At 70.9% G+C, this 24,949-nt stretch carries 22 protein-coding genes; 2 read left to right on the top strand and 20 right to left on the bottom strand.

Going from position 1 to position 24,949, the window contains the following annotated elements:
• Positions 1–9 precede the first annotated feature (9 nt).
• The 20 genes from ACFY30_RS33815 to ACFY30_RS33720 form a co-directional block, all read right to left on the bottom strand.
• Entirely contained in the window at positions 10–894 is an 885-nt protein-coding gene (locus ACFY30_RS33815) for a type II secretion system F family protein (protein WP_390848959.1), read from the bottom strand.
• Positions 891–1,844 (bottom strand): type II secretion system F family protein, encoded by a 954-nt coding sequence (locus ACFY30_RS33810; protein WP_390848958.1) that lies wholly within the window; start codon positions 1,842–1,844, stop codon positions 891–893. Before ACFY30_RS33810 ends, ACFY30_RS33815 begins: the two co-directional genes overlap by 4 nt.
• A complete protein-coding gene (locus ACFY30_RS33805; RefSeq protein ID WP_390848957.1) occupies positions 1,841–3,217 on the bottom strand; it encodes a CpaF family protein in 1,377 nt (458 codons plus the stop codon). Before ACFY30_RS33805 ends, ACFY30_RS33810 begins: the two co-directional genes overlap by 4 nt.
• Positions 3,218–3,317: 100 nt before the next feature.
• A complete protein-coding gene (locus ACFY30_RS33800) occupies positions 3,318–4,145 on the bottom strand; it encodes a hypothetical protein (RefSeq protein WP_390848956.1) in 828 nt (275 codons plus the stop codon).
• Positions 4,145–4,843, bottom strand: coding sequence for an SAF domain-containing protein (locus tag ACFY30_RS33795; RefSeq protein ID WP_390848955.1), 699 nt, complete (start codon positions 4,841–4,843; stop codon positions 4,145–4,147). Before ACFY30_RS33795 ends, ACFY30_RS33800 begins: the two co-directional genes overlap by 1 nt.
• Before the next feature lie 19 nt (positions 4,844–4,862).
• Entirely contained in the window at positions 4,863–5,750 is an 888-nt protein-coding gene (locus tag ACFY30_RS33790) for an ATP/GTP-binding protein (protein ID WP_390848954.1), read from the bottom strand.
• Positions 5,708–6,307, bottom strand: coding sequence for a hypothetical protein (locus ACFY30_RS33785; protein ID WP_390848953.1), 600 nt, complete (start codon positions 6,305–6,307; stop codon positions 5,708–5,710). The genes ACFY30_RS33790 and ACFY30_RS33785 overlap by 43 nt, the downstream gene beginning before the upstream one ends.
• A 246-nt stretch (positions 6,308–6,553) precedes the next feature.
• Complete coding sequence (locus tag ACFY30_RS33780) at positions 6,554–7,234, bottom strand: OmpA family protein (RefSeq protein ID WP_390848952.1); 681 nt, start codon at positions 7,232–7,234, stop codon at positions 6,554–6,556.
• Between the two features lie 13 nt (positions 7,235–7,247).
• A complete protein-coding gene (locus ACFY30_RS33775; RefSeq protein ID WP_390848951.1) occupies positions 7,248–7,817 on the bottom strand; it encodes a hypothetical protein in 570 nt (189 codons plus the stop codon).
• Positions 7,818–7,910: 93 nt separating this feature from the next.
• A complete protein-coding gene (locus ACFY30_RS33770; RefSeq protein ID WP_390848950.1) occupies positions 7,911–8,093 on the bottom strand; it encodes a hypothetical protein in 183 nt (60 codons plus the stop codon).
• Positions 8,094–8,287: 194 nt separating this feature from the next.
• Positions 8,288–9,202 carry a replication-relaxation family protein gene (locus ACFY30_RS33765; RefSeq protein ID WP_390848949.1) on the bottom strand — a complete coding sequence of 305 codons (915 nt, stop codon included), beginning with the start codon at positions 9,200–9,202 and terminating at the stop codon, positions 8,288–8,290.
• Entirely contained in the window at positions 9,193–11,826 is a 2,634-nt protein-coding gene (locus ACFY30_RS33760; protein ID WP_390848948.1) for an ATP/GTP-binding protein, read from the bottom strand. Before ACFY30_RS33760 ends, ACFY30_RS33765 begins: the two co-directional genes overlap by 10 nt.
• Positions 11,802–12,458, bottom strand: coding sequence for a hypothetical protein (locus ACFY30_RS33755; protein WP_390848947.1), 657 nt, complete (start codon positions 12,456–12,458; stop codon positions 11,802–11,804). Before ACFY30_RS33755 ends, ACFY30_RS33760 begins: the two co-directional genes overlap by 25 nt.
• Positions 12,455–13,564, bottom strand: coding sequence for a C40 family peptidase (locus ACFY30_RS33750; protein ID WP_390848946.1), 1,110 nt, complete (start codon positions 13,562–13,564; stop codon positions 12,455–12,457). The genes ACFY30_RS33755 and ACFY30_RS33750 overlap by 4 nt, the downstream gene beginning before the upstream one ends.
• A gap of 38 nt (positions 13,565–13,602) precedes the next feature.
• Positions 13,603–16,380, bottom strand: coding sequence for a hypothetical protein (locus ACFY30_RS33745; RefSeq protein ID WP_390848945.1), 2,778 nt, complete (start codon positions 16,378–16,380; stop codon positions 13,603–13,605).
• A gap of 1 nt (position 16,381) precedes the next feature.
• Positions 16,382–16,732 carry a hypothetical protein gene (locus ACFY30_RS33740; RefSeq protein WP_390848944.1) on the bottom strand — a complete coding sequence of 117 codons (351 nt, stop codon included), beginning with the start codon at positions 16,730–16,732 and terminating at the stop codon, positions 16,382–16,384.
• Entirely contained in the window at positions 16,732–19,422 is a 2,691-nt protein-coding gene (locus tag ACFY30_RS33735) for an ATP-binding protein (RefSeq protein WP_390848943.1), read from the bottom strand. Before ACFY30_RS33735 ends, ACFY30_RS33740 begins: the two co-directional genes overlap by 1 nt.
• Positions 19,419–20,000: a hypothetical protein gene (locus tag ACFY30_RS33730; RefSeq protein ID WP_390848942.1), complete on the bottom strand. Its 582-nt coding sequence runs from the start codon at positions 19,998–20,000 to the stop codon at positions 19,419–19,421. The genes ACFY30_RS33735 and ACFY30_RS33730 overlap by 4 nt, the downstream gene beginning before the upstream one ends.
• Complete coding sequence (locus ACFY30_RS33725; RefSeq protein ID WP_390848941.1) at positions 19,997–20,338, bottom strand: hypothetical protein; 342 nt, start codon at positions 20,336–20,338, stop codon at positions 19,997–19,999. The genes ACFY30_RS33730 and ACFY30_RS33725 overlap by 4 nt, the downstream gene beginning before the upstream one ends.
• Positions 20,335–21,267 (bottom strand): conjugal transfer protein, encoded by a 933-nt coding sequence (locus tag ACFY30_RS33720; protein ID WP_390848940.1) that lies wholly within the window; start codon positions 21,265–21,267, stop codon positions 20,335–20,337. Before ACFY30_RS33720 ends, ACFY30_RS33725 begins: the two co-directional genes overlap by 4 nt.
• A 706-nt stretch (positions 21,268–21,973) precedes the next feature.
• Here ACFY30_RS33720 and ACFY30_RS33715 point away from each other — a divergent pair.
• Both ACFY30_RS33715 and ACFY30_RS33710 read left to right on the top strand, forming a co-directional pair.
• Positions 21,974–23,416: a hypothetical protein gene (locus ACFY30_RS33715; RefSeq protein WP_390848939.1), complete on the top strand. Its 1,443-nt coding sequence runs from the start codon at positions 21,974–21,976 to the stop codon at positions 23,414–23,416.
• Entirely contained in the window at positions 23,413–24,924 is a 1,512-nt protein-coding gene (locus tag ACFY30_RS33710) for a hypothetical protein (RefSeq protein WP_390848938.1), read from the top strand. The genes ACFY30_RS33715 and ACFY30_RS33710 overlap by 4 nt, the downstream gene beginning before the upstream one ends.
• Positions 24,925–24,949 lie beyond the last annotated feature (25 nt).

The following is a 24,949-nucleotide window of genomic DNA, read 5'->3' as shown; positions in this document are numbered from 1 at the left end:
TGGTTGGTCTCAGACGGTCAGCATGCGGATCACCGCGGGGAAGGCCATCAAGAGCATGACCAGGACGGCGAGCAGGGCTCCGGGCGCGGTCATCTTCTCGCTGGCCGTGTTCGCTTCGGCGGCCTGATCGGCCAGCAACTCGGCGTTGAGCGCTGCGGTACGGGCCCGAAGGGCCTTGTAGACGGCGGCGCCGTCGGTGGCTGAGCCGCGCATGATGTCGGCGACGTCGTCCAGGACGGGCAGGTCGTATTCGTGGGCGAGTTCCGTGAGGGCTTGATACGGCGGGATCTTCTCCAGCCGGGCCCGGCGCAGCGCGCCTTGGAGATAGAGGAAGGGCCAGCCCTCGCCGACCTCGGCGGCCTTTTCGAGGGCCTCGGCGGGGCCGGCGTCGGCGGCCCGCTTGAGGGCGACCAGGTCGAGGTAGGCGGACAGGGCGTGTGCGAACTCCTCCCGGGCCCGCTTGGCCTGGTCGCGCACGGCGAGATCGGGCGTGATGAACAGCAGGCCGGCGATGATGAGTCCGACGACGGCGGGTACGTAGAACGGCAGGCCCACGCCCGCGATGATCCACGGAATCGTCGCGATCACCGGGCAGAGCAGACCCAGACCAGCGAACGCGACCTTTTTCAGCATGAACTGGCCCGGTCCCTGCCCGAGCAGGGCCAGGTTCACGGTGGGGACCTTCACGCCCGGGAGCCGCTCGAGGCGGGCCAGCAGCCACCGGCCCCACACCTCCTCGCGGTCCAGCTCCGGCTCGGGCATCGTCAAGGACGCCGGGGCACTGCGCTTGAGGGCCGGCCCCAACGCGGGCTGGGGCTGCAGGAGTTCCCGGATCAGCAAGGCGACGCCGGCACCGACGGTGCCGCCGGTCACAACAACGGGGAGCAGGTTCACGAGGCGGCTCCTTCCGGTTCCCGTGCGGTGATCGGCGGGTCCGGCTCCGGGGCGGGCGCGGGCAGCCGGACGGTGCTGGCTGGGTCGGTGACCAGGAAGCGCGGGACGCGCCGGAAATTGCCCAGCTGGCGCATCAGGGCGAGGACGCCGATGAACCCGGCCGTCAGGAAGGCCAGCACGAGCTGTCCCAGCAGCGTGGAGTACGGCTTCGTGTAGGACGGTACGAAGAACCCGGCCACCACGACGCCCACGGTGATGATGGTCATCCACCGCACCGTGGTGCGGGGCTTGGCGCGGTCCGCCTCGATGGCGCGCTTCTTGGCGACCTCTTCGCGGACGGTGCCCGACAGATCCTCCAGTGCCTGAGCCAGGCCCGGGCCGCGGTCGTTCACCGACAGGATGAGCGCGGCGACCACCTTGTCCGCGGTGACATCGTCCAGTTCCTCGGCGAACGCGCGCAGCGCCCCGTCCGGCCGCCACCCCAGGCGCAGCCGGTCGGACAGGTTGATGATCTGGGGGGCCAGTTCGTCCGGCGCCCCCTGACGGCTGGTGATCATCGCCTGTTCCAGGCCCATGCCCAGCCTCAGCAACCCCGCCAGCCGCTGCGTCCACTCACTCAGCGCCTCCAGCTGACCGATGCGCTCGGCCGCCATCTGCGCCGGGCTGATCAGCCAGGGCACGCCGATGACGGCCGCACCCAGCAGCGCACCCCCGACGAAGTTCCCCGAGACCAGCCACACGGCCACGAAGACCACGGCGGCCGCGACCATGAGGGTCCGCCGCCGCATCCGGGCGTCCTCGCTCTGGTTCTTCCCACCGCGCAAGCCTGCCTGCCAGCGCTTGAGCAGAGGGGCCCGCCGCGGCGCAGTCGTGCCCACGACACCCGCCACGACACCGATCAGCCCGCCGACCACGGCCATCCCGGACAGCAGCGCCCACAGAAGGATCACCGGCCCGCCCCCACCTTCAGCGGCAGCGGCGCCGACCAGGCCCCATACGACTCCTGCAGCAGGCCCGAGTCGAAGCCGACGCGGCGCAGGTCATCGATGCAGCCCGGGTCCATACGGGGCACCGCCCGCAACTCTCCCCACTCGCGGCCGGGGGAGAAGACCTCATTGGTGGCGGGCCGGCCGTTCTCGCCGATCCCGGTCAGCTCCAGCACGTGGGAGACGTAGCGGTGGCGGCGGCCGCCGATCTGCGTCTCGTCCGTCATGTCGACGTACACGACGAAATCCAGACCGTTGGCCGTCTGCCGGTAGGCCAGCTGCTCGGAGAGGTTCTCCTGGGCGAGCGCGTACAGCTCGGCGATCCGGTCGAAGATGATGTCCGGCCGCCGCGCGTGGATGGTGCACAGGTTGCCGCCCGATCCGTTCGTCAACGCCTGCATCATGGCGACGACTTCCGGACCGCGGACCTCGCCGACCACGATCCGCTCCAGCGACATCCGCAGCGCCGGATGCATCAGGTCCAGCAGCGTGACCTCACCGGCACCGCGGCCGGTGACGTCCTTCTCCCCGTTGGACTCGCGGCCCACCAGGGACACCACCTGCTTGTGGTAGCCGTTTTGGTGGGCGAACAGTTCGTCCTCGGTCTGGATGGTCGCGAACCGGCACTCCGGGTCGAACTCCTTGAGCATCGCCCGCATCAAGGTCGTTTTCCCGGCCTTCTGCTTCCCCGCGATCATGATGTTCTTCTCCGCGCGCACGCACGCGCCGAGGAACTCGCGCAGGATCGGGTCGATCGTGCCCAACCGGACCAGGTCGTCGAGATTCGCGTGGGAGACCCGGTGCCGCCGGATGACCGCGTAGGTCATCGGGCCGAGCCCGGTGATGGCCTGGAGGCGGGAGCCGTCCTGCAGGGACAGCGCCAGGGTGGGGTTCGCCGTCGAGATGGTGCGCTCACTGTGCCCGGAGCCCCGGGCCAACTCCCGCAGCAGCTCAAGCAGTTCCTCTTCCGAGTCCGCGATCGGCCCGACCCGGCGGCGTTCGCCGTCGCCGTAGTCCAGCCACACCTCGTGCGGGCCCTGGATGATGATGTCCTCGACCCGGTCATCGTCCAGGTACGGCTGCAGCCGGCCAGCTCGGAAGAGGAGGTCATACACGGCGCGGCGCAGCGCCTCATCCTCCTGCGGCGTCATCGCCTGGGCGTCCGACCACAGCGCGACCGCCTCGGCGATCCAGTTCAGGCAGCGCTGCTCTTCACTGGCCCTGTCCATGTCGGGCTTCGTCTTGATTAGTTCCTCGCGCTGCTTGGCGACCTGGGACGCGATGTCCCGAGCCACCCGGTAGTCGACGGTGATCTGCGGAACCGCCGTACCGAGCACCTGCGAACTGGAGGCAGTACCGGCAACTGCCGGTACTCCGTTAGTCTGCTGCCCCCACTCCTGGGGGACCGGTGCCACCGTAGGGTCGTGATGCAACGGCCTAGCGCGCACGGGTCACCTCCCCGCCTGCCGCGCGGGCACCGCGTGGATCGAGCCGGGCCCGGCGCATGGCAGCCCGCTGCACCAGCAGCGTGCTGCCGATGCGGGCGGCCTTCATCAGCGGCGACTTGGGGAAGTGGCGCGGCTGTTCGGCACCGTCGGACAGGACGCGGGCGTCCTTCGGCGCGTACGGCAGCGTGGCAATCACCGGCACCTGCAAAACGCGCTGTACCTCGCCCGCGGGATACGGACCCTCGTTGATCATCAGCACGCTGACGTCGCCGACGCGCTCCTCCAGTGCGCGCACCCGGCCCTCTGCTGCCTGCAGGCAGCGCAGGGTGTTGCGGACGACCACGAACGTGGCGTCGGCCTGCTCGGCCAGCACCCCGGAGGGCCCGTACGCCCCGCGCCGGCCCAGGTCGATGAGGACGTCGTGGCCGCTCTCGGCCTCGATGCCGCGGAACATCTGCGCGAGGACCTTCCAGACCTGGCCGAGGCTCGCCGACTGCGAGGGGTCGGTGATGCCGGGCAGCAGCAGCCGGTCGCGTGGGGAGTCCTGCTTGCCGTCCTCACTGCTCAGGTCGATGAGCTGCCGCCAGAAGGCTTCGCTGAACTCCCCCTTGCGGGCGGCGACCGAGAGGTTGCGCAGCCCGTACCGGTCGCCGAGCGTGCCTTGCAGCAGGCCGTGCAGCACGGCTCCGCCGTCCGGGTCGCACTCGGCCAGGATCATCCGCCGGCCCGCCTCCAGCGGCCATGACAGCAGCAGGGCCAGGGCGCTCGTGGTCACGCCGGGCGCGCCGCTGCACCCGGCGAGGGCGATGACAGCCATCAGTTACCGTCCGGGGCAGCGAGGACCAGGCGCAGGGTGCCGGCCGCCTCCCACGCGGCGGCCGTGGGGCCGTCGGTGGCAGAGGTGGCCACGTCGACGACCACGATCCCGGTACCGGGGGCGGCGGCGGAGGCCTTCACGACCCGGCCGTCGATGGTCCGCGGCGCGGCGTCGGACGTCTTGCCGGTGTCCGTCGTTCCCTGAGCCGGGACGTGCACCAGCTCCACCTTCTGGCCCGGCACCAGCGCGGTCGCCGGGATCTGCTTGGGCTCCAGACCGATCGGCACCAGCTGCTCACCAGCCTTCACCAGGTTGTCCTTCGTCACCTGCGAAGGGGAGAGCAGGGAGCCGGGCTTGAGCTCCACGGCGGCCCGCTTGCCCACCACCGACTTCAGGTTGTCGGCGCGTACCGCCTTGACGGCCGGGTCCAGGGCGACGGAGGCCTTGCCCAGGTCGTCCTCGGTGAGGACCTGGCCGACCTGAACGTCGCGGACCACGGTCACCACGTCCGTGCGGTTGCCGACCTGCAGAAGCAGGACGGCAACTCCGGCGCCACCGGCTGCGATCAGCGCCAGCGACAAGGCGATGACGCCTGGTCGTCGCCGGCGAGCCGACACCCGGGGCGGGGCCACGGGCCCGGCCACTCGTCCCTGCTGCGGGACACCGTTCGGGGCTGTGTCTACTTGGGTCTTGCTCACCGTTCTGTCCTTCCGGCGGCTACCTGACGACCTGGACTTCGCCGACCGCCACCTGCACGTTGGTCTGCCGGACCTCGGTGAGCTGGCCGGCTTGTCCGCCGCCCTGCCAGTTGATCGTCCACGTTGAGGTCGCGGTCACCGGGAACTTGCTGTTCTGGGCACCGGCCGAGGTCTTGGCGTACACGTGTCCGCAGTCCGGGGACTGGGCCATGCCCTCGGACGACGTGTAGGGCGTACCGGGGCCGTTGCAGGTCACGGAGGCGCCGTCGCCCATCGACCACACGATCTTCGACACCTTCGCGGTCGCGGTGACGGTGACCCCGCCTGCCGTGGCTGTCGCGGTGTTCGGTCCGAAGGTCGTTGCGCTCTGGTTGACCCACATCCACATCGGGACGCCCACGGTGTACTTCCCGGCCGCGCGGGGGCTGGCGATGTCCGGGCCGAGCAGCGTCATGGAGTCGACCGCACGCTGCGCCAACACCCGGGGGTCCACCTGCGGCGCCGGGGGCTGCCCCAGCGGCACGACGACGAAGCCGTCCGGGTTGTTCTGGCCGCCGTCCGTGCACCCGTAGAAGTACACGTCGTTCTTCTTGGGGTCGGCGCCCTTCCAGCCCGGCCATGCGGCCGGAGGCTTCGGATCGACCTTCTGGTACTTGCACTCGACCTTGCTGTCGCCGCTGTCGCTGCCGCCTTGCGAGCCGCCTGCCTGCCCGCCGCTGCCGCCGGTTTCGTCACCGACGCCGACGTCGACGCAGAACTTGATGACCTGGCACTTACCGGCACCGACGTCGGGATCGTCGCCGGCGTGCGCGACGCCCGCCGAGGCCAGGGCGAGGGCGCCGGTGAGTGCGGCGAGGCGCCGTATCAGCAGGATTGCTCTTGAGCGGTCAACTTCGTGACCATCCACTTCGTCCCCCACTTTTCAAGCGTTGCGGTGCTGACGTATTTGATGAGCCGCGTCGTGGGCAGCGGGACCGGCTTCTTCGAGGACTTGTCGATCAGCGTCCAGTGCGTCGTGTCGATGCAGTCCGTCACTGTGGCCGTGGGGATCTTGCCGCCGGTCACCTTCACGACCTTCGGGCTGATCACCGGCTTGCCTGTGGTCACCTGTCCGGCCTTGTGCATGACCTCGAGGTCGTGCTCGATGTCGAACAGGGCCCTCAAGGTGGTGTTCTTCTTCAGGTCGGTGCCCGCCGAGGAGGCCTTGCTGTAGGCCTTCGTCTGTGCGTCCCAGGAGCTGTTGTACGCCGCGAGGACGGCGGCCTCGTTGGCGTCGACGGTCGAGCTGGGGGACGGCGAGACAGCCGTCGGGGTAGGGCTGGGCTTGGACGACGAGTCCGATCCGCTGTCGCTACAACCGGCCAGCGCGACCAGACTCCCTGCGAGAAGCAGGGCGGTTGCGTGCTTCCGGGTGCGAACAGCGGCGATATTGAGCCCAGATGAGCGTCGTTGTGTAGCTGTCACGTTGTCTCCCCGTGCGACGCGGTGCGGTCGACCGCTGCCCCCGGCCTCCGACATCCGGCGGCCCAGAACCGCGGCCTGGTCCAGCTGCGGTAATGCATTTGCGTGATCGCAAGGTTACGCATATGCCAGTCAACTTCCCAGCTTGATATTTGAGTTCACTCGTACAACTCGGGACGTATCCGGTCACTTTCGGAACCGGATGTCGATTTGTAGTTCTGTGTCTTCGCTCGTCGCACCCGCATACCGTCAGACAGCGTTCGGATCGTCGAACGAACCGTGCCTGACCGCTGAGCGGGAGAACGAAATCTCGACTCGCCGGTTCTGCTGGCGGCCGGCCTCGGTGGCATTGGAGGCCACCGGATGCCGCTCGCCGAACCCTTGCGTGTCGAAGGTGACCGCCGTGCCGCGTAGTTCCTGGGCCAGCACCCTCTGGACGGCAACGGCCCGCTGCTGGGAGAGGGCGTCGCCGTGGGAAGAGGAACCGAGGTCGTCTGTGAAGCCGTACACCCGGACCTCGGTTCCCGGCTGCGGCTCGATCTCCCGGGCGACGGAGGCGATACGGGACCGTGCCGAACTGCCCAGCCGCGCACTGTCCTTGGTGAAGAGAACTTCAGCCTGCAGGCCGAACGTCACCTGCGTTCCTGTGTCCTCGCGGCGTTCGGCTCCTTCCTGGTCCTCGACAACCTCACCAATGCCGGCTGGCTGCGAACCGAGGTCGAGAATCTTGGGAGGTGCGAGCGTGGCACCGGTGCGGAGCGCAAGGCCGGGGCTGCCCGAGTCGAGGGTGAGCGGCGCGTGCGTGCCCGAGGCGGCCGCGCTCGGTAGGGGAGTAGCGGCAGCCCTCCCGGTCGGCCCTCCTGCCAGGATGCTCGCCGCGACGGTGAGGGTGAGGAGCGGAGCGGTGATCCACGATCGGGTGGTGACCATGCGGGCGCTCACCTCACTTGGCGATCTTGATGTTCGCGGTGTCGAACAGCGGCAGTTGGAATCCGACCGTGCTCGATGGGGGCGTGGGGAACTGCATGAAGACGTGGGCGCTTTCGCCGGCCTTCAGCGTGGACAGGCCGGTCGTGGTGAGGGGTCGTCCCTCGGTGTCGCGCAGCACGTAGTAGCGCTTCTTGTGAGCGAAGTCGACGAGGGTCGCTCCGCCCAGTGACGGGCCTGTCCTGAGCACCTTCAGCTCGTCGCCGCGCAGTTCCGCGGGGACCACGGCCACGGTGGATGCGTCGTTCTTCAGATCGCCGCGCACGGTGACGTAGCCGGCCGGATCCCGCTTGGCCGACGTGATCGTGAGGGACAGGCCGCCCTGACCCTGCAGTTCGGCAAGAGGCTGGTCCGCCTGCAGCTGCTCGTGCGGGGCGGAGCCGCCGCTGGCTTCCGACGTGGCCGCCGCTGGATGGTCCTGGTCCCGGCCGCCGCCCGAGCAGGCGGAGACGCCCAGGCTAAGGCCGACGGCGATCGCCAGTGCAGTGAGGCGTCTGCCGAACGCTGAGGTGTGCCGACTGGTCATAGGGCTGCTTCCTTTCAGTGAGGGATCTGGGGGTGGTCATCGCGGTGCAAGGACCGCGTCGGCGACACAGGGGCAGGGGAGAGGAGACGCGCTTCACTGCTGCCGGACCGGCGGCCACACGGTGATCACGTCGCCGTCGAGGGTGACGTGCCGGCCGGGGAAGCGACCGCGCACCGCGCTCAGGTCAGCGAGGTCGAAGTCGCCGCTCCCGTGGACCACGCACGCGTCCCCGACGTACGAGACGTCCTGCGTCCGGTCGGGCCACTCGCCGTCCAAGACCCGTTCTGTAGTGCGAATCTGACTAGGAGCGTGCGACATGCGGCGTCCCCTAACATCGGTGCACAGCAAGGCGGGTTCAAGGTGAGACCTCGTTGTGCAGAAGTAAACTACGTGTTCGCGTGAGCAAACCTCAAGTGGTTTAGGGTGTAGTTGCAAGGCTGCGACATTTGGCCACGGTGGCTGATGAGGAGTCACAGCTCGGTCCAGGGGCCGGGCTTGCCGCCACCCAGCGGCACCCACACGTCACTGGTGGCCCCGTGCTCTTCGACGTCTTCGAGGACAGCCGCTCCCAGCGGCACTTCGCGGGCCATCTCGGCCACGAGCGGATGGTGGGCGACCATGGCCTTGAGGTCGCTGATCCGGTTGTCCATCGCCTCACGCCCTGCACCGGTCAGCACGAACAGAATGCGAGGGAACACCGGGTACCAGCGCAGCCATCCGGGGCCAGCCGCCTGCCGGCGCCGGCCGACGGGCTGCGGCTCGTACGTCCACAGACGGGCGTACTCGATCAGTTTCGCGGCCAGCCGCTCGGCACCCATGGTGGCGCGGTCGACCTCGACGAACGCCCGCAGTTTCCGCCTCTGCTGGCCGTCGATGAGGGTGTAGTGCATGACCGCGTCGGCGACGACCTTCTCTCCGTCGCCGATCGCGTGGAACACCTCGGGGGTCCAGTCCAGGTGTCCGTGCTCGTCGCCGCGGCGGCGGGCATCGGCCACGAACGCCAGGTGCGTGCGCAGGACGGTCAGGGTATGGGGGGTCTTCAGAGAGGCGGCCGTCGCCGTGGTGATCGGGTACGGCGGGCGGCCCCGCAGTGCGGGCCAGTCCCGGGTGAGGCGGGCGCCCTTCGGCGTGAGGTACCAGACCCGGGTGCGATGGGACTGGGGCAGTACGGCGAAGTCGACCAGGCGCTCGTCGAGCAGATCGTTCAGCCGCTCCGAGACCGACTGGCGGGAGCGGTCCGGGCGCAGCAGGACGTGCAGCTGGCCGGTGGAGGCCATGCGGTGCTGGGCGAGGGTGGCCAGGAGCTGATGTGCAAGGGGTTCCACGGGGCTGGGCGTGAAGCCCGCCGCCGTACGGTCCGTCGGCTGGGCAGTGGTCAGGTCCATTCGTTTTCTTCCTTCGACAGGTGGACGGCGGCGGCGCCGGCGGGAGAGTGCGCGGCCAGGAATGCGGCGACGCGGCCGAGCTGCTGCGCGGCACGGTCGGTGAGCTGGTCCAGAGGGAGTGCTCCGGCGTTCGCCTGGGCGGCCCGCTCCAGCGCGGGGACCTCCCGCGGGCGGGCCTGGGCGGCGAAGACGTCGTCGAGATGGGGCCCGCGCAGCTGGATGGGGCCGATGCGCCGGCCGTGCACGTTCATGGAGACGTAGTGCTCGAACCGGTCCATGGTGGCGACCCGGTCGGGGCTGGGGTTGTCGCCCCATTCCGCGGTGATCGGTGCGACTGCGGACTTCGACCCGGCGGTGGTGGCCAGCGTGGATGCGTTCTGCACCAGGGACAGCCGCACCGCGGCCGGGAGGCGGGCCAGCAGCTGGGTCATGCCGTGGATGTGGCACCGGTACTTGCGTAGATCCTCGAACATCGCGGCGATCGTCTCCGGGGCCGCCCCGGTCAGCGTGATCAGCTCGTCGAAGTACGGGCGGAACGGCACCCGCTTCTCCTCGGGCGTGTCCCTGCGGGAGCGGGCGGCGCGCAGCAGATCGCGGGCGAGCAGCGCGGTCAGGAGGCGGTCGGTGGGCCCGTTGCCGCCCGGGCACACCCACACGATCATCTGGGAGTCCATCGCCGCGCGGATGTTGTAGACGCCGACCGGCTGGCCAAGGAACGCGCGGGTGACCGGATTGGCGGCGAGGCGGGCGATCGGGTTGAGGACCACGGCGAACGCGTCCGGCGGCAAGGTCGGGAACACCGACTTCCACCAGGAGCGGGTCTCCTCATCCAGCCGGCCCGCCACCGTCGCGAGTGCTGCCTTGCGGAAGCCGGCGTCGGTGAGCAGGGCCCGCACGTGGAAGATCGTGGCCTGGTCCTCGGGCTGGCCGGCCTGGCAGGCCGCCTCGTTGACGGCGACCAGGACAGTGAGCGCGGCGGTGAGGATGGTCAGCGCGCGCGGCGCGGTCGCGTCGTCCCAGGCAAGGGCTGAGGCGTAGGCGTCGGCGATCGCCTCGACGACCTCGTGCGCCGTCTGGCCCTGGTGCATGGCGAGCGGATTCCACGAACTGATCCGCGGGTTGGGACCGAGACCGTTGAGGTCAATCAGTGCGATCCGCGGCATCAGGGTGTCGTGCGCCAGGAACGGCAGGGCCCGCGGCCAGGAGTCGCGGTGCGGGTCGACGAAGATCAGCCCGCCGCCCGCGTGCGCCCAGCCGATCGCCTGCGCCAGGGCCCGTTCGGTCTTGCCGCCGCCGGCCTTGCCGACCCCGACCTCGAACAGGGTCTCCTCGGCGTAGGTGGCGACCAGCCGCTCCCGGCCGTCCGGGCCCCGGTAGATGCCCTGCAGCAGCAGCCCGGGCTCGCCGAAGGCGAAGGTCGGCAGGTCCCCGGCGAGTACCGGCAGGCGGCAATGCGTGGTGGGGGGCTTGAGCAGGCCGCATAGTTCGTCCAGCCGGACCCAGTTCGCGCGGGGCGGCTGGCAGTGCCCCAGATTCCAGCGGCGCTCGAAGCCGTGCCGGGTGGGCCAGTGGTCGGCGCCGAACCGCCACGGGCCCAGCCTCCAGCCGCGCATGGCCCACCGTGAGCGGCCGCCGAACACGTCGAACGCGGCCTGGAGCTGGGCGAGTCGCGCCTCGGCGCGGCCCTCGGTGTTCGAGGCGCACATCACCAGCAGCTGCACCCGGACGAGGTGGTCGTCCTCGGCGAGCTTGCCCAGCGCCTCGGCCGGCTCCACCCGGCGCGGGACCGGCGGCATCACCAACCTCCGACTGTTGCCCGAGCCGGGGTTGTCACTGAGGAGCTGCTGCAGCTGAAAGCCCAGGGAGTCCTCGATGCCGCTGGCGTCCTGCCGCAGCCAGCGCGCCGCCCGCTGGGACTCCCGGCGTTCGGACCGGCGCGCGGCGCTCAACAGCTGCAGGCGGCGCGCCCGCAGGGCCCACTTCGGGGCGCGCTGGATGTCGAGCCGGATCTCCGCGAGATCGCCGAGCTCGGCGCGCAGATCGGCCACCGCGTCGACCAGCGGCTGGAGCGGGTCGGGGTTGAGTGGCACCACTCGCAGCGGGGAAATGAGCTTGCCGCGCAGGATGAACTCGGCGCGCACGGTATGCGTCCGCGGCTCGTCGACGATCGGCCGGGCCCGGTTGACGGTGATGTCCGGTCCGAACGGGGTGATGGACAGCAGCCGTTCACCGCCCGCCGGCCCCTCGACGCGGTAACGCAACGGCGCACTGCCATCCGCGCGCAGCCGGATCTGCACGGCCTTCGCGCGGCGGGGCGCCCACCAGGGCATGGCGGTGGAGGCGCGGGCGAGCTGGACACCGCGCCGGAAGATCTCCTCCAGGCTCGGGTCGAAGTGCCGGTTGGAGACGAGCTCCAGGGCCATCCGCTCGGCGGAGGCCTTGGCCGCGAGACGGCGTACCACCCACTCGCCCACGCCCCAGCACGCGGCGATGGCCAGGGCGAACAGGTACCAGTGGTCGTAGAGCCAGTCGGCGGCGTCGACCAGGCTGGTGACCAGGCCGAGTACCTGACCAGCAGCCGTGACATCGGCCCGGTCGGTCAGGGACGGGGCTGCGGAGTCCACGTCGTTGCTCCCTTCTTCGCAGTGGTGCGGGTGAAGTGCCAGTCGGTGATGCGGAGGTCGGTGAAGGTGCCGCCGCGGTCCATGCCGGCCCACACCAGATGGACCACCGCCTTGTCCGGGCTGCCGTCGCGGCGGGCGATCGCGGCCTGGACGCGGAAGCGAGCGGTGGCGAACGCCGGGGCCACCTCCTGGCCCGCGTCGGGAAAGACCGCGGGCCACTTCGCGCGGCCGATGCCGGTGGCGTCCGCGCGCAGCAGCGCGCGCCCGGCGGTGAGCAGCTCCCGCTCGTCGGCGGCGGGAAGGTCGGCGGGCCAGGCTGCCTGAAGCGAGCGCTGGATGGCCTTGTCGCCGGCCACGCCCTCGCCGTGCGGCGGCAGAGCCGACTCGAGGACCGACGGCGTCGATACGGCGGACGTCGTGGAGGAAGCCGTGCTGACGGTCGTCCCTCCTGCGGGATGCCTACTGGCCGCAGGGGACGGATCAGCGGTCGCGCTCGCGCTCGCGGACGGCGACGGTGCCGGGTCGGGTGGCTCTTGATGACTGTGCGGCAGGCCCAACAGGGCGACGCCGGCGACGGCGAGCAGGGCGGTGCTCAGCAACAGCAGACGCGGTGAGCGTGGGGTGGTGGTCACAGCAGCCGCGCTCCCCCCGCGAAGCCGGACATAGCGTTGACCGAGTCCAGCCGGACGACAGTGCCCGGGCGGGCGGCGTTGATCATCTGCCCGCTGCCGACGTAGATCCCGACGTGGTAGATCGTGGAATCGCGGCCGGGGTCGTAGGCGTAGAAGACGAGGTCGCCCGGCTTGAGAGCGCCGGTGCCGAGGCTGGCGGGGATGCGCTGGCCGACACCGGCCTGCGCGGCCGCGGTGCGCGGCAGGCTGACGCCGGCCTTGGCATACGCGTACAGCGTCAGGCCCGAGCAGTCGAAGCCCTTGATGTTCGCACCGCTCTTGCCGCTGGGGGAGCAGCAGATGCCATACGACTTGCCGCTCGCGTTGCCGCCGCCCCAGGAGTACGGCACCCCTCGCTGGGAGAGCGCCGCCTCGATGGCGGTGCGGACCTTGCCCGAGACGTTCTTCAGGTCCGGGTCCTTGGCGGCCGCCGTGTACTGGTCGATCCAGCCCAGCACGTTGGCGACGTACTCGCCTGAGTGGTTGTACTGCCAGATCGCGGCCTTGAGCTGGGCACGCTTGGTCAGGTCACGGCCGTTGCCGCAGAGGTAGATCGCGGCGCCGAGCGCGGCGTCGTCGGCGTTGTGCGGATCGGCGATCTTGTCGCCGCCTGCGTCCTTGCCGATCGACTCCCAGGTGGAGGGCATGAACTGGAAGGGGCCGACGGCACGCTCACCGGTGGCGGTACCGTCCCACTTGCCGTTGTCAGTGTCAGGGAAGACGGTGGTGTTGCCGCCGGCGCCGGAGCCGTTGAGGAGCACCCCGTAGATCTTCGGGCGGATGTCGCCGTTGTCGGCGATGTTGCGGCCCACCGCGTGGTTGGACTCGACCTTGGCGATGCCGGCGAGGATCGGCCAGCGCATGCCCTGGCACTTGGGCACGTACTTCCCGACCTGCTGTACGGCCTTCTTGTAGGCGGTCAGCATCCGCGGCGGGATGTCCGCGGCACTGCCGCCCTCGGCGATCCCGCCGTCGTCCTGCTGACCCGTCTTCAGCGCGACGTAGGCGCTGATCGCGTTCCCAACCGGCGCGGCGCAGCACACGGCGGCAAACAGCAGCAGCGTCACCACACACCCCCACCGCGCCAGACGGCGCCCAGGCGGCCTCACTCGTCCTCACCGTCTTCCGGCTGCCGGGCCCGCTCCTGGCGCCGGCGCTCGGCGTCGGACGCGGTGCGCCGCATCAGCTCCTGGAACCGGCGATGCGCCTCGTCACGGGTGCTGTTGCGAGCGCCTCCTCCGCCCGGGAAGACCGGCCCGGACCGATTCGGGCCCTGGCGCGCCGGACTCCCGGGCCTGCCGAGATCGGACCGAGGCACCGGCGCAGGGCCGTTCCGGCGGGGGAGCGGTGCCGGAGGCGGAGTTGCTGCGGGCCCGCTCGCAGGCGTGGTCGGCGGTGGTGGGGCAGGGGTCGGACGGCTCGAAGGACGACTGGTGGGTGCGGGCCGCGGACGGGGTGCCGGGCGGGGGGTGGCGGCCGGCGTGGCTGCGGTCGGCAGGCGGCGGCTGGTGAACGGACCGGTTCCGCCGCTGTCGTCGGTGTGGTCGCGGATGACCCGGGCGACGTGGCGCCCGGTGTCGCCCCAGGCCCGGCCGTCCTCGCGGACGGTGTTGCCCCACACACGCACCTGCTGGCGGGCGTCCTGTGAGTAGCGCGAGCCGCCCGACCGCGCGCGGCGCACATTGGCCGGCAGGCCAACGGTCGCCCCGTACGCGGCTCGGCCGCCGCGGTGCAGGATGCGGTACCCGCGGAAACGGACCAGCCGATTATGTGCCCGGGTCGACAGCAGCGTGCGGTCGCTGTTCTGGTCGTGCAGTACCTGGCCGGTGTTGCGGTCGACGACCTGCCCCTGATCGTTGCGGTACCGGTCGGGCGGGCCCGAGGGCCGACGCGGCCCCGTGCCGTCTGAACCGCCGTCCCCGCCGTCCGACGGCCCGCCCGTGCCGGGGTCGCCGTCGGCCGTGGGCTTGCGCCACTTGGCCAACTGCTCCTTGTCCGGCCGCCGTCCGATCAGCAGCCAGCCGGCGCCCTTGACCCCGAGACGTGCGCCCAGCCCGCCCACGGCCGCGGCCGCCGTCAGCGGAGCCAGACCGCGCCCGGCCTCGGCCGTGGCATCGGCGAGGATCCCGCCGGTGTCCACCGGCATGCCCGCGCCGTCGAACAGGGAAGTGAGCGCGCCCATCAGCCGCTGCCGGGTGCCGAGCATCCCGAACCTGCCGCCACCCCCGCCGGTGAACGCGCGCAGCCCCGCGCTGTATCCGCCCATCCCGGCCGGGGAGTTCATGGCGAGCGCGGCGCCGAGTTCGGAGGTGTCGCCGGGCATGTGGGTGCCGCCGACCTTGGCGTAGCGCATCCGCATGGCCATGCGCCGGCCGAAGGAGGCGATCCCGGTCAGCAGTCTGCGGTGTCCGGCCGCGCCGGCGATGGCCAGGACGTCAATGAGCAGGATCCGCTCGACCATCAGGTCGGGGCCATTGGTGATGGTGGCGTCGACGGCGATCCCGAAGAACGGAATGAACGCGCAGATCCCGACCACGGCCAGGACCGCGATCCCCCACACGGACAGCCACTTCCACACCGACTGGCGGGCGGGCCCGGGCAGCATGCCCGCGACGAAGGTGACCCCGCCGACGGCCGCCGCGGCCGCACACACACCTTGGGTGCCCAGCAGCACGATCGCGCTGGACAGCAGCATCCCGCAGATGAACAGCGCGGCGATCAGCAGCAGGAACGCGCCGCCGACCCGCCACCAGGTGGGCTTCTCGGCATAGGCCGCGCACGACTTGCCGACCGGGCCGGCCTTCTTCATGTCCGCGAGGAACGCCGCGAACGCCTGGTCCTCGTCGGTGACGATCGCGTTGGAGGCGTCGAGGAGCTCGCCCCCGGGCGTGAGGGAAGGGAGATCGTCGGTGCTGGGCGGCTTGTCGTCGACGTCGCGTTCGCAGTATTTCTTGCCCGGCCCGTGGATCAGTCTGCAGGCATCCTTCGCCTTGTCCGACGGGGTCGAGCTGGGCATGTATCCGCCGGTGACCCACTTCAGATGGACGGCGTAGGCCTTGCGGTCGGAATCCTTGGCCGGGTCCAGGATGCGCCCGTACTGAAGGAGCATGTACGGCTTCACAATCAAGGCGTTCGTGATCGAATCCTGGATGGGCCGGGCCACCTCGGTCGAGGAGACCGGTCCGTCGCCCTGCTGCTCCTCGCACTTGATCTCGGCGTTACCGGCCATGCCCGCGCACGGGTCATAGCTGGCGATCTTGCCGCCCCAGTCGTAGGAGTTGACGCTCTGCTGGGCGACCTCGGCAGCCACCTGCTGGGACTGCCCCAGCGGCCCGTCCGGGCCGAGCAGGGTGTCGGGGCGAATGAGCGCCGAGGCGGCGATGGCCCCGATGAGCAGGGTGAGGAAGATTTCGCCCAGACCGCGGCCGACCCGGCCACGCACGATCATGAACCCCGCGAACACAAACGCCCAGGCCAGCAAGAGCCCCTTCAACCCGAGCGTGTCGACGACCACCGTGTCGTAGGTGTCGGCGACCTTCTGCGCGGGCTTGGTCAGGAGCTTGAGCAGCGGAAACCGGAAGGCCACCTCGATCGCCCACCCCGCCAGCCCGACCAGCAGCCGGATCAGCGTGAACAGCCCCGACAGGGCGAAGGCCAGAGCCTGGGTCTTGAAGGCGACGATGGAGCCGCCTTCGGCGTTCAGGTCGTACCCGTCGATCGGCACACCCTCGGACGAGTAGATGTTCAGCGGGGCGAGCAGGTCTCCGGTCTCGCTGTTACTGCCGGCCGCGTACACGACCTGGGTGTTCACCAGGAGGAACACGCCGGTTAGCAGCACGACGAAGCCGGCGGAACGCAGGGTCGCGCGGTCTGGACGGAACACGTCAGCGCCGCCTTTGCCCAGCGGCGCCGCGCAGCCGCCACACCACGAGAGCACCCACACCCGCACCGGCAGGCACCAGCCTCCACGCCCCGCCGGCCACGTCCTGATGACCGGCGGAAGCATTTGCTGCGGCGCCGCGCTCGCAGTACGCCTTGGCCGGGCCCACGATCAGGGCGCAGGGATCCCGGTGCGCAGCGTCGGCGGCGAAGGCCTGCCCGGTGTGCGGCCACCACCCCTGCGGCACGCCCAACCCGAGGACGAGCACGACCGCGGCGACGACGACGGCGATCACGGTAAGGACACTCACGACGGCGGCGACGCGCCTCGAGCGGTCCCAGGACAAAGTGGTCATCAGACGGTTTCCTTCGGACGGGTCTGTGCGGCCTCACCGGCGAGCGGCTCCGGCACCGTGGGGGAGGCAGCGCTCGTGCGGCGTCCGGGCGTGGTGGTGATGGAGGTGGTGATGCGCGGGATGCGGGGGATGGAGACCTTGACGCGGCCGGTGTTCTGCCTCGGGCAGGTCAGCAGGAACTCGCCCTCCCGGCCCTTCTGGCCGACGGGGGACAGGCCGGTGGTCACCAGCCGCAGCAGTTCGCCGTCGTTCGGGTCGAGCCCGACGAACTCCAGGCCGCGACGGGCGCGTTCACGGTCGGCGGTGCGGGCGAGCGCCCGGTAGGCCATCAGGCCTCGGTCGGGGCCGAGTTCCTCGGCGTCGTGCGAGCCAGCGATCAGGCCGGCGCCGTGCTTGCGCCCGTCGTGGAGGATCTCGTGGACCAGGGCCGTGCCCTCGGCAGACGAGGTGAGCCAGTACAGCTCGTCCAGGACCACCGCCGTGAACCGCTCGGGGTCCTCGAAAGCCGTCTGCCGTGCGATCGCGGCGATCAGGTAGAGCACCGCCCGGCCGATCAACGCCTCCAGCGGCTGCTGGTGCAGGATCTCGGGGTTCGCGAACGCAGCCTTCGGCGGCAGCTTCAGCCCCGTGGTGGTGATCACGATCATGTCGGAGGCGCTGGAGGCGTCCAGCCGCACCGGCGGCAGCGTCGGGTCGAAGACCATCGCCGCCAGAGAGTTGGTGGCGACGACCCGGATGAGGCCGGCGAGGGTCGCGGCCGCGTCCTGCCGCTTGCCCGCCTCGCGCGCCGCCATCTCCTCGAGGACCTCAAGGACACGGTGCATGGACGGCTCGGGACCGGCGGCGGCCTGTTCGACCGCGTGGTGCAGGACCTCGCCGCTGGTGCTCATCGGGCCGATGCCGAGCTGCAGGGTCAGGTAAGACAGGGCGTAGTGACGGCCCTCGGGCCCGTCGAACATGCGCAGCGGGTCAATGGACACCTCGGCCTGCGCGGCGTCGATGATCTGGACCCGGCCCTTGGCCGCCGTGCGGGCGAAGGTAGCCCACTCGCGTACAGGGGTGCGGTCGATACAGATCGCGCAGCCGCCGCGCGCCCACACCGCCTCCGCGATCAGCTTCTGCAGGACGCTCTTGCCCGCGCCGAGGTCCCCGACGATGCCCATGGAGGCGGACGCGTCGACCTTGGGTGCATCCGCCACGTTGATCATGACGGGGCGGGTGGTACCGCAGTCCAGGTCGATACCGAGGAACATGCCGTTGGGGTCGCCGACCTCCGCAGCGGTGAAGGCGCCGGAAAGCGCCCAGTCTTCAGAGACCTGGTGCTGGGTGAACTCCCGCACGACCCCCGGCCGTACCGTGCCGGGCAGGCCGAGAGTGAAGAGGGCTTCCTGCAGACCGGCCGGGCGCACCGCCCGGTAGTCGGCGCCACCGAGCAGCGCGGCCAGGGCGCGGGCCCGGGCGTCGCAGACGGCGGCGGTCGGCCCCCACACCGTCAGCACCGTCACCGACTGCACCTCGACCTCCACGCTGGTGCGGGAGAGACGGGCATCGAGCTCGCCCAGGTCGCGGGCGGCCTCGGTCAACGACGCGGGCATCCCGGTCGGGCGGGCGTCGTACTGGTCGGCCTGGTCGATGAGTTCGTTCTTCTTGCGCCGAACCTGGTCGCGGGCCTTCTCCGCAGGCACGAGCGTCAGGTCGACGGTGTAGTCGACGGGAAAGTCGAGCATCTCCAACTGGGCGAACAGATCCGCGGCATCCTGGCTGACCGAGGGCGGGCACTCGGCCAGCGCCAACTGCGCCTGGTAGCCCACCCCGTTGTCGGACTCGACCTGCAGCCAGCGCCGCCCCAGCGGCGATCCGGTGTTCACCCGCCACCAGGCTTTCCGCCCGGATCGGGTGATCTGCCCCGCGCTCTTGAGCTCGTCGACGTCGTCGAGGTCGGGGTCGATGCCGCCTTCCTGCAGGCGCACCTGGCCCAGGTCGGCGTAGCTGGGGGAGCGCAGAACGCCGTCCCGGATCTGCCCGCCGTACAACTCGCTGGTCTCGGCTTCGGCGAGCAGGGGCTCGGCGAGGCCGCGGTGCAGGGCGTGCTGGATCATCCACACGATCTCCGCCGGGCGGGCCGGGCGGAAGGCGATGCCGCCGGCGAGCGCGGCCTGAACCCGCGAGGCCTGCTCGCGATACGCGCTCACCTCGCGCCGGGCCACCGGCGCCGGGCGCATGCCCAGCATCGGCGCGATCTCGGCCCACGCCGCGCCGAGAGACGTCGACACCTGCAGTCCGCCTGTTTCGGTCTGCAGGGGCACGGCCAGCCACAGGGTGCGGCGGTGCATCTCCTGGTCGTCGAGCAGGTCGAGGGTGGCTTCGACGTTCTCCACCCACGGGTGCCGGCCCGCACCGGGTTCCTGCTCGGCCGGCTCGATGCCCTCGATCATCCTCAGGGCGACCTCGCCCGGGTCGACCTGGGCGCACATGCCATACAGGCGCGGGGCCCCGGACAGCGAGCGCACCAAGTGAGTGATCTTTGCCAGTTGTTCGTCTCGGACGGGGGCGGGCACGTAAGTGCCCTGGACGGTCTCCTCGCGGCGTCCCTGCGCGTCCGGGCCGGGGTGCAGGCGGTAGATCGCCCACACGCTGCCCTGCGTCGACCACACCAGATGCCCAGCGATGTGACGGATCGGAACCCTCACCGCGCACCCCCTTGCTGGGCGAGCGCGAGCAGCTGCTGCACACCCGACACCGGCCTTGCAGCTGCCGCGGGAGCAACCGCCGGTGTACGGCGGGGTGCGGTCGAGCGGTCTGTGGCCGGGCTCGGGTGCGGCGCCCGGGCTGGACGCCGCTGCACCGCACGAGAGGGTGCGGTCTGCGCAGCGGGGACAGGCGCGGGCGTGTCCTCGATGGTGAAGCCGCCGAGCAATGGGCGGGCAGCGCGGTCGCGGGCGGCGCGCCCGCCGATCCGCCCACCGCGGGGCTGCCAGCCGAGCAGCACCCAGCCCAAGGCGGCCTGCATCGGGGCACGGCCGGCGACCTTTGGCCGGCGCACCATCCAGATGACCAGGCCCCACCCGACGATGGGGACCGGCCCCATCCATGACCACCAGCTGATCGTCTTGATCAGAAGGAAGCCGCCGCCGACGGCGACCGCGATCTGCGCGGGCGTGTACGGGCCGAGCGGGATCTTCCAGTCGGCGACCTTGCCCAGCACCCAGGGGTGGCGGCGGGCTGAGGTGTAGAAGCGGCCCACCCGTGCCGCGGCTGTCGCGCTCACAGCCAGCCCCCGACGCCCGGCGAGTGATCACGAGAGGCCGGGAGTTGGGAACGGACGACCCCAGGAACGACGGGCGCCCCCTTCGACGGGTTCTTCACCTCGTCGGTGAACATGTTCGCCAGGTCGTTGCGCGAGTTGTACAGACCGAGCGCGATCACCATCAGGAGCAGGGCGCCGATCCCCGCCTTCAGTGAGAACTTCTGGATCATGATGACGACGACCAGGCAGATCAGACCGGCCTGAAGACCCTTCGTCGCCCACTCCTTGAACATGTTGATCCAGCTATTGCCGAGGTCGTCCAGCTGCCCGGCGAGCATCAGGCTGTGCACGGTGTTCATCGGGCACCCCCGTCCTTAGCCGTGCCGGACTGAAGCTCGGCGACTTCCCACCGGCCCGAGCGGGCCTTGAGTGTGAGCTCGTACGCCAGCGGCCACCTACCGGTCGCGTCACGGGCTTCCACCGAGGCGAGGACCCGCACCGTCGTGCCGTCCGCCGGCACCTGCTCGGCGGCCGCATCCTCCTCGACGGCGGACACCTCCTGGACGGTGACCGCCGTGTACGGGGCAGGTGAGACGGCGGCGAGGTGCACGCCCGGCGCGAGGTAGCGGTCGACCTCACCGGCACCCGTCAGGTAGGCGCCGAGGAACTGTCCGACGGCGGACGACAGATCCCCCTCCGGGACGGTCACGGCGTACGACGACTTCGGCACCTCGGCCCGGGCCGGGCCGGCCACCACACCGGGCGCACCGGTCACCGTGAACGAGGAGCCCGTGCGGTCGGCGGCCACCGGCACGGCGTAGTACCGCACCGAGCCGTTGGCGTATTGCGCAGCCACCGTCACCGACCACGCACTGTCGGCCCGCTGCGCACTGCGCACCGCCGTCACGGACTGAGGCGCCGATTGCGCATCGGCGGCCGGGTTGGGCAGTTCGACGTCCGGCGCCATCGACTGCGCAAGCCGCGCCTGCGCACTCGTCTCGTCGTTCGCGTCGCTGCGCAGCCACGCGCCGACGAACACCTGCGCATAGCCGCCCGGGTCGGTGGCGGATGTCGCGGTGCGCACCGCGGTGGGCTTGGGCGCGGGGGCCGCCGCGACCGTGGTCGGGGTGGAGGCGACGGCGACGGCGAGGGCGATGGGGCCGGCCGCGATGACGGTCCAGACCGCAACGCGTGAGAGGCGTACGCGGCGGCGCATCGCCTCCAGCCGGGCGCCGGCCGCCATCGGAGCAGCGGCCTCGCTCTGTGAGGCCTGCTTGCCAGGGGACATGGTCAAACTCCCAGGTCAGAACGGATGTTGCTGACCTCGAGAAAACCCGGCGACCCCGACCCGACCACCGACCATGAACCCCCGACCATGGTCACGATGGGGACACGAAGTCCATGGTCGGGGTCATGGTCGGCCCGACCATGACCCCGACCATGGGTCAGTCGGGAGCCGGTGACAGGCCATCGCGTCCGGTGCTGTTCCCCGGACCGGCGACCGCTGTGCGATCACGTGCCGCCCGGCCAGAGGGCCCGGATACCGATGCGCAGACGGAAGCCGGCGGGGCCGTGACAGACGCCTGCGCAGTGCGCGATATGGACCTGCGCAAGAGAAGATCAGGAACGCGCGGGCGGACTGCGCAGCGACCCCGGCACAACTCGACTGCGCAGGATCCCCGGGCCGGTTGCGCAGCCCGATTGCGCAACGCCCGTCCGGGGCTTCGCAGTCGGCTGCGCAATCACTGAGCGCCCGGGCTGAAGGCACGTGGTCGGCCCGACCATGAGCCCGACCATGGCAGCTAGACGGCTCCGTTGTCGGATCGTGACCGATGGTCGGGGCTCGTGGCCGTCAGCCTGGTCGGGGTCGGCGGGTGAGCTGACGCCATGGAACACACGCACGCCTCGACGCCCAGGACTACCGACCGCCCCATCTCGGCGGGCTCGGTGTGCCGCCGTGGCCACTGCGCTCGGCAGGCCTCGGGGGCAGGGCGGTGAGCCGCTTCGGGGCGGGGATCCGCCGGGGCGTGATGGCGGCCGATCAGTTCACCCAGATCGCCAACGCGCTGTTCCGTGACTCTGGGCTGTCGTTCAAAGCGAAGGGCATCTTCGGGTACGTCTCCACGCACAGGAACGGCTGGCAGGTGACGGTCACCGACCTCGTCCGCCTGGGCCCGGACGGACGCGAAGCGGTACGCACCGGCCTGCAGGAGCTCGAGGCACACGGCTACCTGATCCGTGAACGCCTGCGCCGCCCGGACGGCACCCTCGGCGAGATCGTCTACTGCATCACCGACCGACCGGCCACCTTGGACATCGCGCTGATCGAAGCCGACGTGATGGCCATGTCCCCCGAGGCCGAGCACGCCGGCGGCCTCCCGGCTGGGATCCGCCGGGGCGTGATGGCGGCCGATCAGTTCACCCAGATCGCCAACCAGCTCTTCCGCGACCCCCAGTTGTCCTTCAAGGCCAAGGGCCTGTTCGGACTGCTCTCCACGCACCGGGACGGCTGGCGGATGACGGTTGCCGACATCGCCCGCCGTGGCCGCGACGGTGACTCAGCCGTCAAGAGCGGGCTGAAGGAGCTGGAGAAGCACGGCTTCCTGGTGCGGGAACGCGAGCGCGGCCCAGACGGCACCCTCGGCGCGGCCGCGTACTTCCTCACCGACCTGCCCGCTCTGCAAAGCAGCAGGTCACAACCAGAGTCGGGTTTTCCACCAGTGGATAAACCTACGTTGGCTGATCGCTCCACTAAGAACACCAACAGAAAGAAGACCAACAAGCAGAACACCAGACCCCTCCGTCCGTGCCGCGGCGACACGTCGCGAACACCGGGACGGACGGACCGGCCGGCCACACCGACGTCCCCGCCGGCCGCTCCCGCGGCGGATGAGATGCACCCGGGGATCCGGCTGCTGCTCGACCTCGGGGCGGCCCGCCCCGAGCTGCTGCTGACCGGGCAGGCGCTGACCGACCAAGGCCGCGTCGTGACCGTGATGCTGGAATCCGGCTGGAGCCGCGAGCAACTGCGGCACGTCATCGCCGCTCGGCCCCTGCCCCATCCGGTACGGACCACGGTCGGCGCGATCATCGCCGCCCGCCTGCGCGCCGCCCAGGCCTACCCGCCGCCCACCCTCGCGGCCAGCCACCAGGACGCATCCGCATGGGACGACCAGCCGCCGCAGCCGATGACCGGCTCCGCCGCCGCCCGCACGGTGAGCGAGGCCCTGACCTACCGGGCCCTTACCGAATGCGCCGGCTGCGGCGTTCCCGGAACCGCCCCCGGCGAGGACCTCTGCCCGGCCTGCCTCGGCTGGCCGCTCTGCCGCACCTGCCCCGGCCCCACACCGCGGCGTGCCCACCCCGACGGCGACGGCCGCTGCACCACGTGCGCCTCCGCCTTGACAGACCACCACCTGGAAGGAATCAGCCCGTGACAGCCACGCTCCACACACCACCACCGACCGTGCCCGCGCACCACGAGCGCCCCTTCACCCACGACCCGGGACGGTGGAAAAGAGAACGCTCCCGCGCACTGCGGACCGGCCACGTCCGTGACCACACCTGCTCGGCCGCCTGCGAACTGGTGCTCGTCCATGAGCGCACCCCTTGGGGCTGGCTCGCCTGGACCGTCCCCGGCGACGGCCGCCCGCCCGAGATCCCCCACCGGATCGCGGTGCTCACTCCAGCTGCCACGCGTACGCAGCGCCTTGCCCTGCGCTGGCTGACCAGGCGCCCCGCCCAGCGCATCGCCCCGGACAGCGTCCCCGGGTCCCTGCGGTTCTCCGCCGCGGCCGTCGCGCTCCTCAGCCTCGTCGCTGGCCTGTTCGCCATAAGCCACGGAGTCCCCGTCGATGTCGCCCTGCCAGCGATGCTCCTCGCCCCGCTGCTCGCCGAACACCTGCCCGACCGGCTGGACAGCCGGGCCCGCGAACACGTCCACATCGTCGAAGGCGACGATGCCTGCCGCTACCTGCAGCGCCTCGCCGCCCTGCACACCTCGCTCGTCCAGGCCGCCGCCGGCAGCGAGCGCTACGAACTGCGCCGCTCGGCCGAGATCGGCCACAACCTGCTGTGGGACGCCGCCGACCTGCTCCAAACCCAGGACACCCGCTCGGCCTCAGACGGCCTCATCGCCCGTGAACGGCTGATGCTCCAACTCGCCCACCAGGTCGCGCAGATCGTTGAGCGCGACGCCACCGAGGGCGGCGCCGCCGATGCGGGCCAGACCCGCGAGCCCCGGCGATCACCGGGCCCGTCGGGTTTTCGGCCGACGACACCTCGCACCACACCCAGCACACCACCGCTGAAGGGAACCGTCCTCATGCCCAAGCCTCAGCCTCAGCCCGAGTCGGGCCCGGCCGTCCGCACTCAGGACGTCTACCTGCTCTTCGCACACGAGCCGTACTACGTCGGCCCCGGAACCCAGGAGATCAACACCACCGTCGTGGCCGCCGGCTCCCTGCTCCACCCGCAAGTGCTCCAGCCCGACGGCACCCGGATCCACGACCTTCTCACCCAAGGACGCCAGCCGGGCGAGATCATCCCGCTGTCCACCCTCACCTATGAACTGAACGGCGGCGTCGACTGGCCGACCGTCGGCGACTGGGAACACGTCACCACCGACCTGCTGCAGCTCGTTCGCTTCGGGAACTGCGATGCCCTCAGTCTCGGCCTGCCCGAGATCGCGCGAGCCCTCGTTTGCACCGGCCCGCACAGCCACGTGCGGGCCTTCGACGCCGCAGCCGACGAGTTCGTCGTCTACGGGGCCGCCGAGCGGGCCGCCGTGCTGGCCGAGGTCGACGTCTTCCTTGCCGGCCTCGTGGCCGAACAAGACCTTTGGCCCGGCGATGGCCTGCTCTCCCCGCAAGCCCGCGCGTGTGAGTCGGCGAGGGACCGCGGTGGTGCGGCGCGTACCTGCCGCAGCGCAGCAAAGGGGAGCTGAGATGCTGATCGGATTCGAGGGGCGG

The sequence above is a fragment of the Streptomyces sp. NPDC000345 genome (genome assembly GCF_042898825.1).
Lineage (GTDB): Bacteria > Actinomycetota > Actinomycetes > Streptomycetales > Streptomycetaceae > Streptomyces.
Note: the sequence above shows the minus strand (reverse complement) of the source record. Positions and strands in the feature narration are given on the sequence as shown.

Coding starts and splice junctions, on each gene's coding strand:
- ACFY30_RS33740 (WP_390848944.1), bottom strand. CDS start 16,732: ATGACCACTTTGTCCTGGGACCGCTCGAGGCGCGTCGCCGCCGTCGTG.
- ACFY30_RS33765 (WP_390848949.1), bottom strand. CDS start 9,202: ATGGACCTGACCACTGCCCAGCCGACGGACCGTACGGCGGCGGGCTTC.
- ACFY30_RS33775 (WP_390848951.1), bottom strand. CDS start 7,817: ATGACCAGTCGGCACACCTCAGCGTTCGGCAGACGCCTCACTGCACTG.
- ACFY30_RS33800 (WP_390848956.1), bottom strand. CDS start 4,145: ATGGCTGTCATCGCCCTCGCCGGGTGCAGCGGCGCGCCCGGCGTGACC.
- ACFY30_RS33780 (WP_390848952.1), bottom strand. CDS start 7,234: ATGGTCACCACCCGATCGTGGATCACCGCTCCGCTCCTCACCCTCACC.
- ACFY30_RS33725 (WP_390848941.1), bottom strand. CDS start 20,338: ATGAACACCGTGCACAGCCTGATGCTCGCCGGGCAGCTGGACGACCTC.
- ACFY30_RS33720 (WP_390848940.1), bottom strand. CDS start 21,267: ATGTCCCCTGGCAAGCAGGCCTCACAGAGCGAGGCCGCTGCTCCGATG.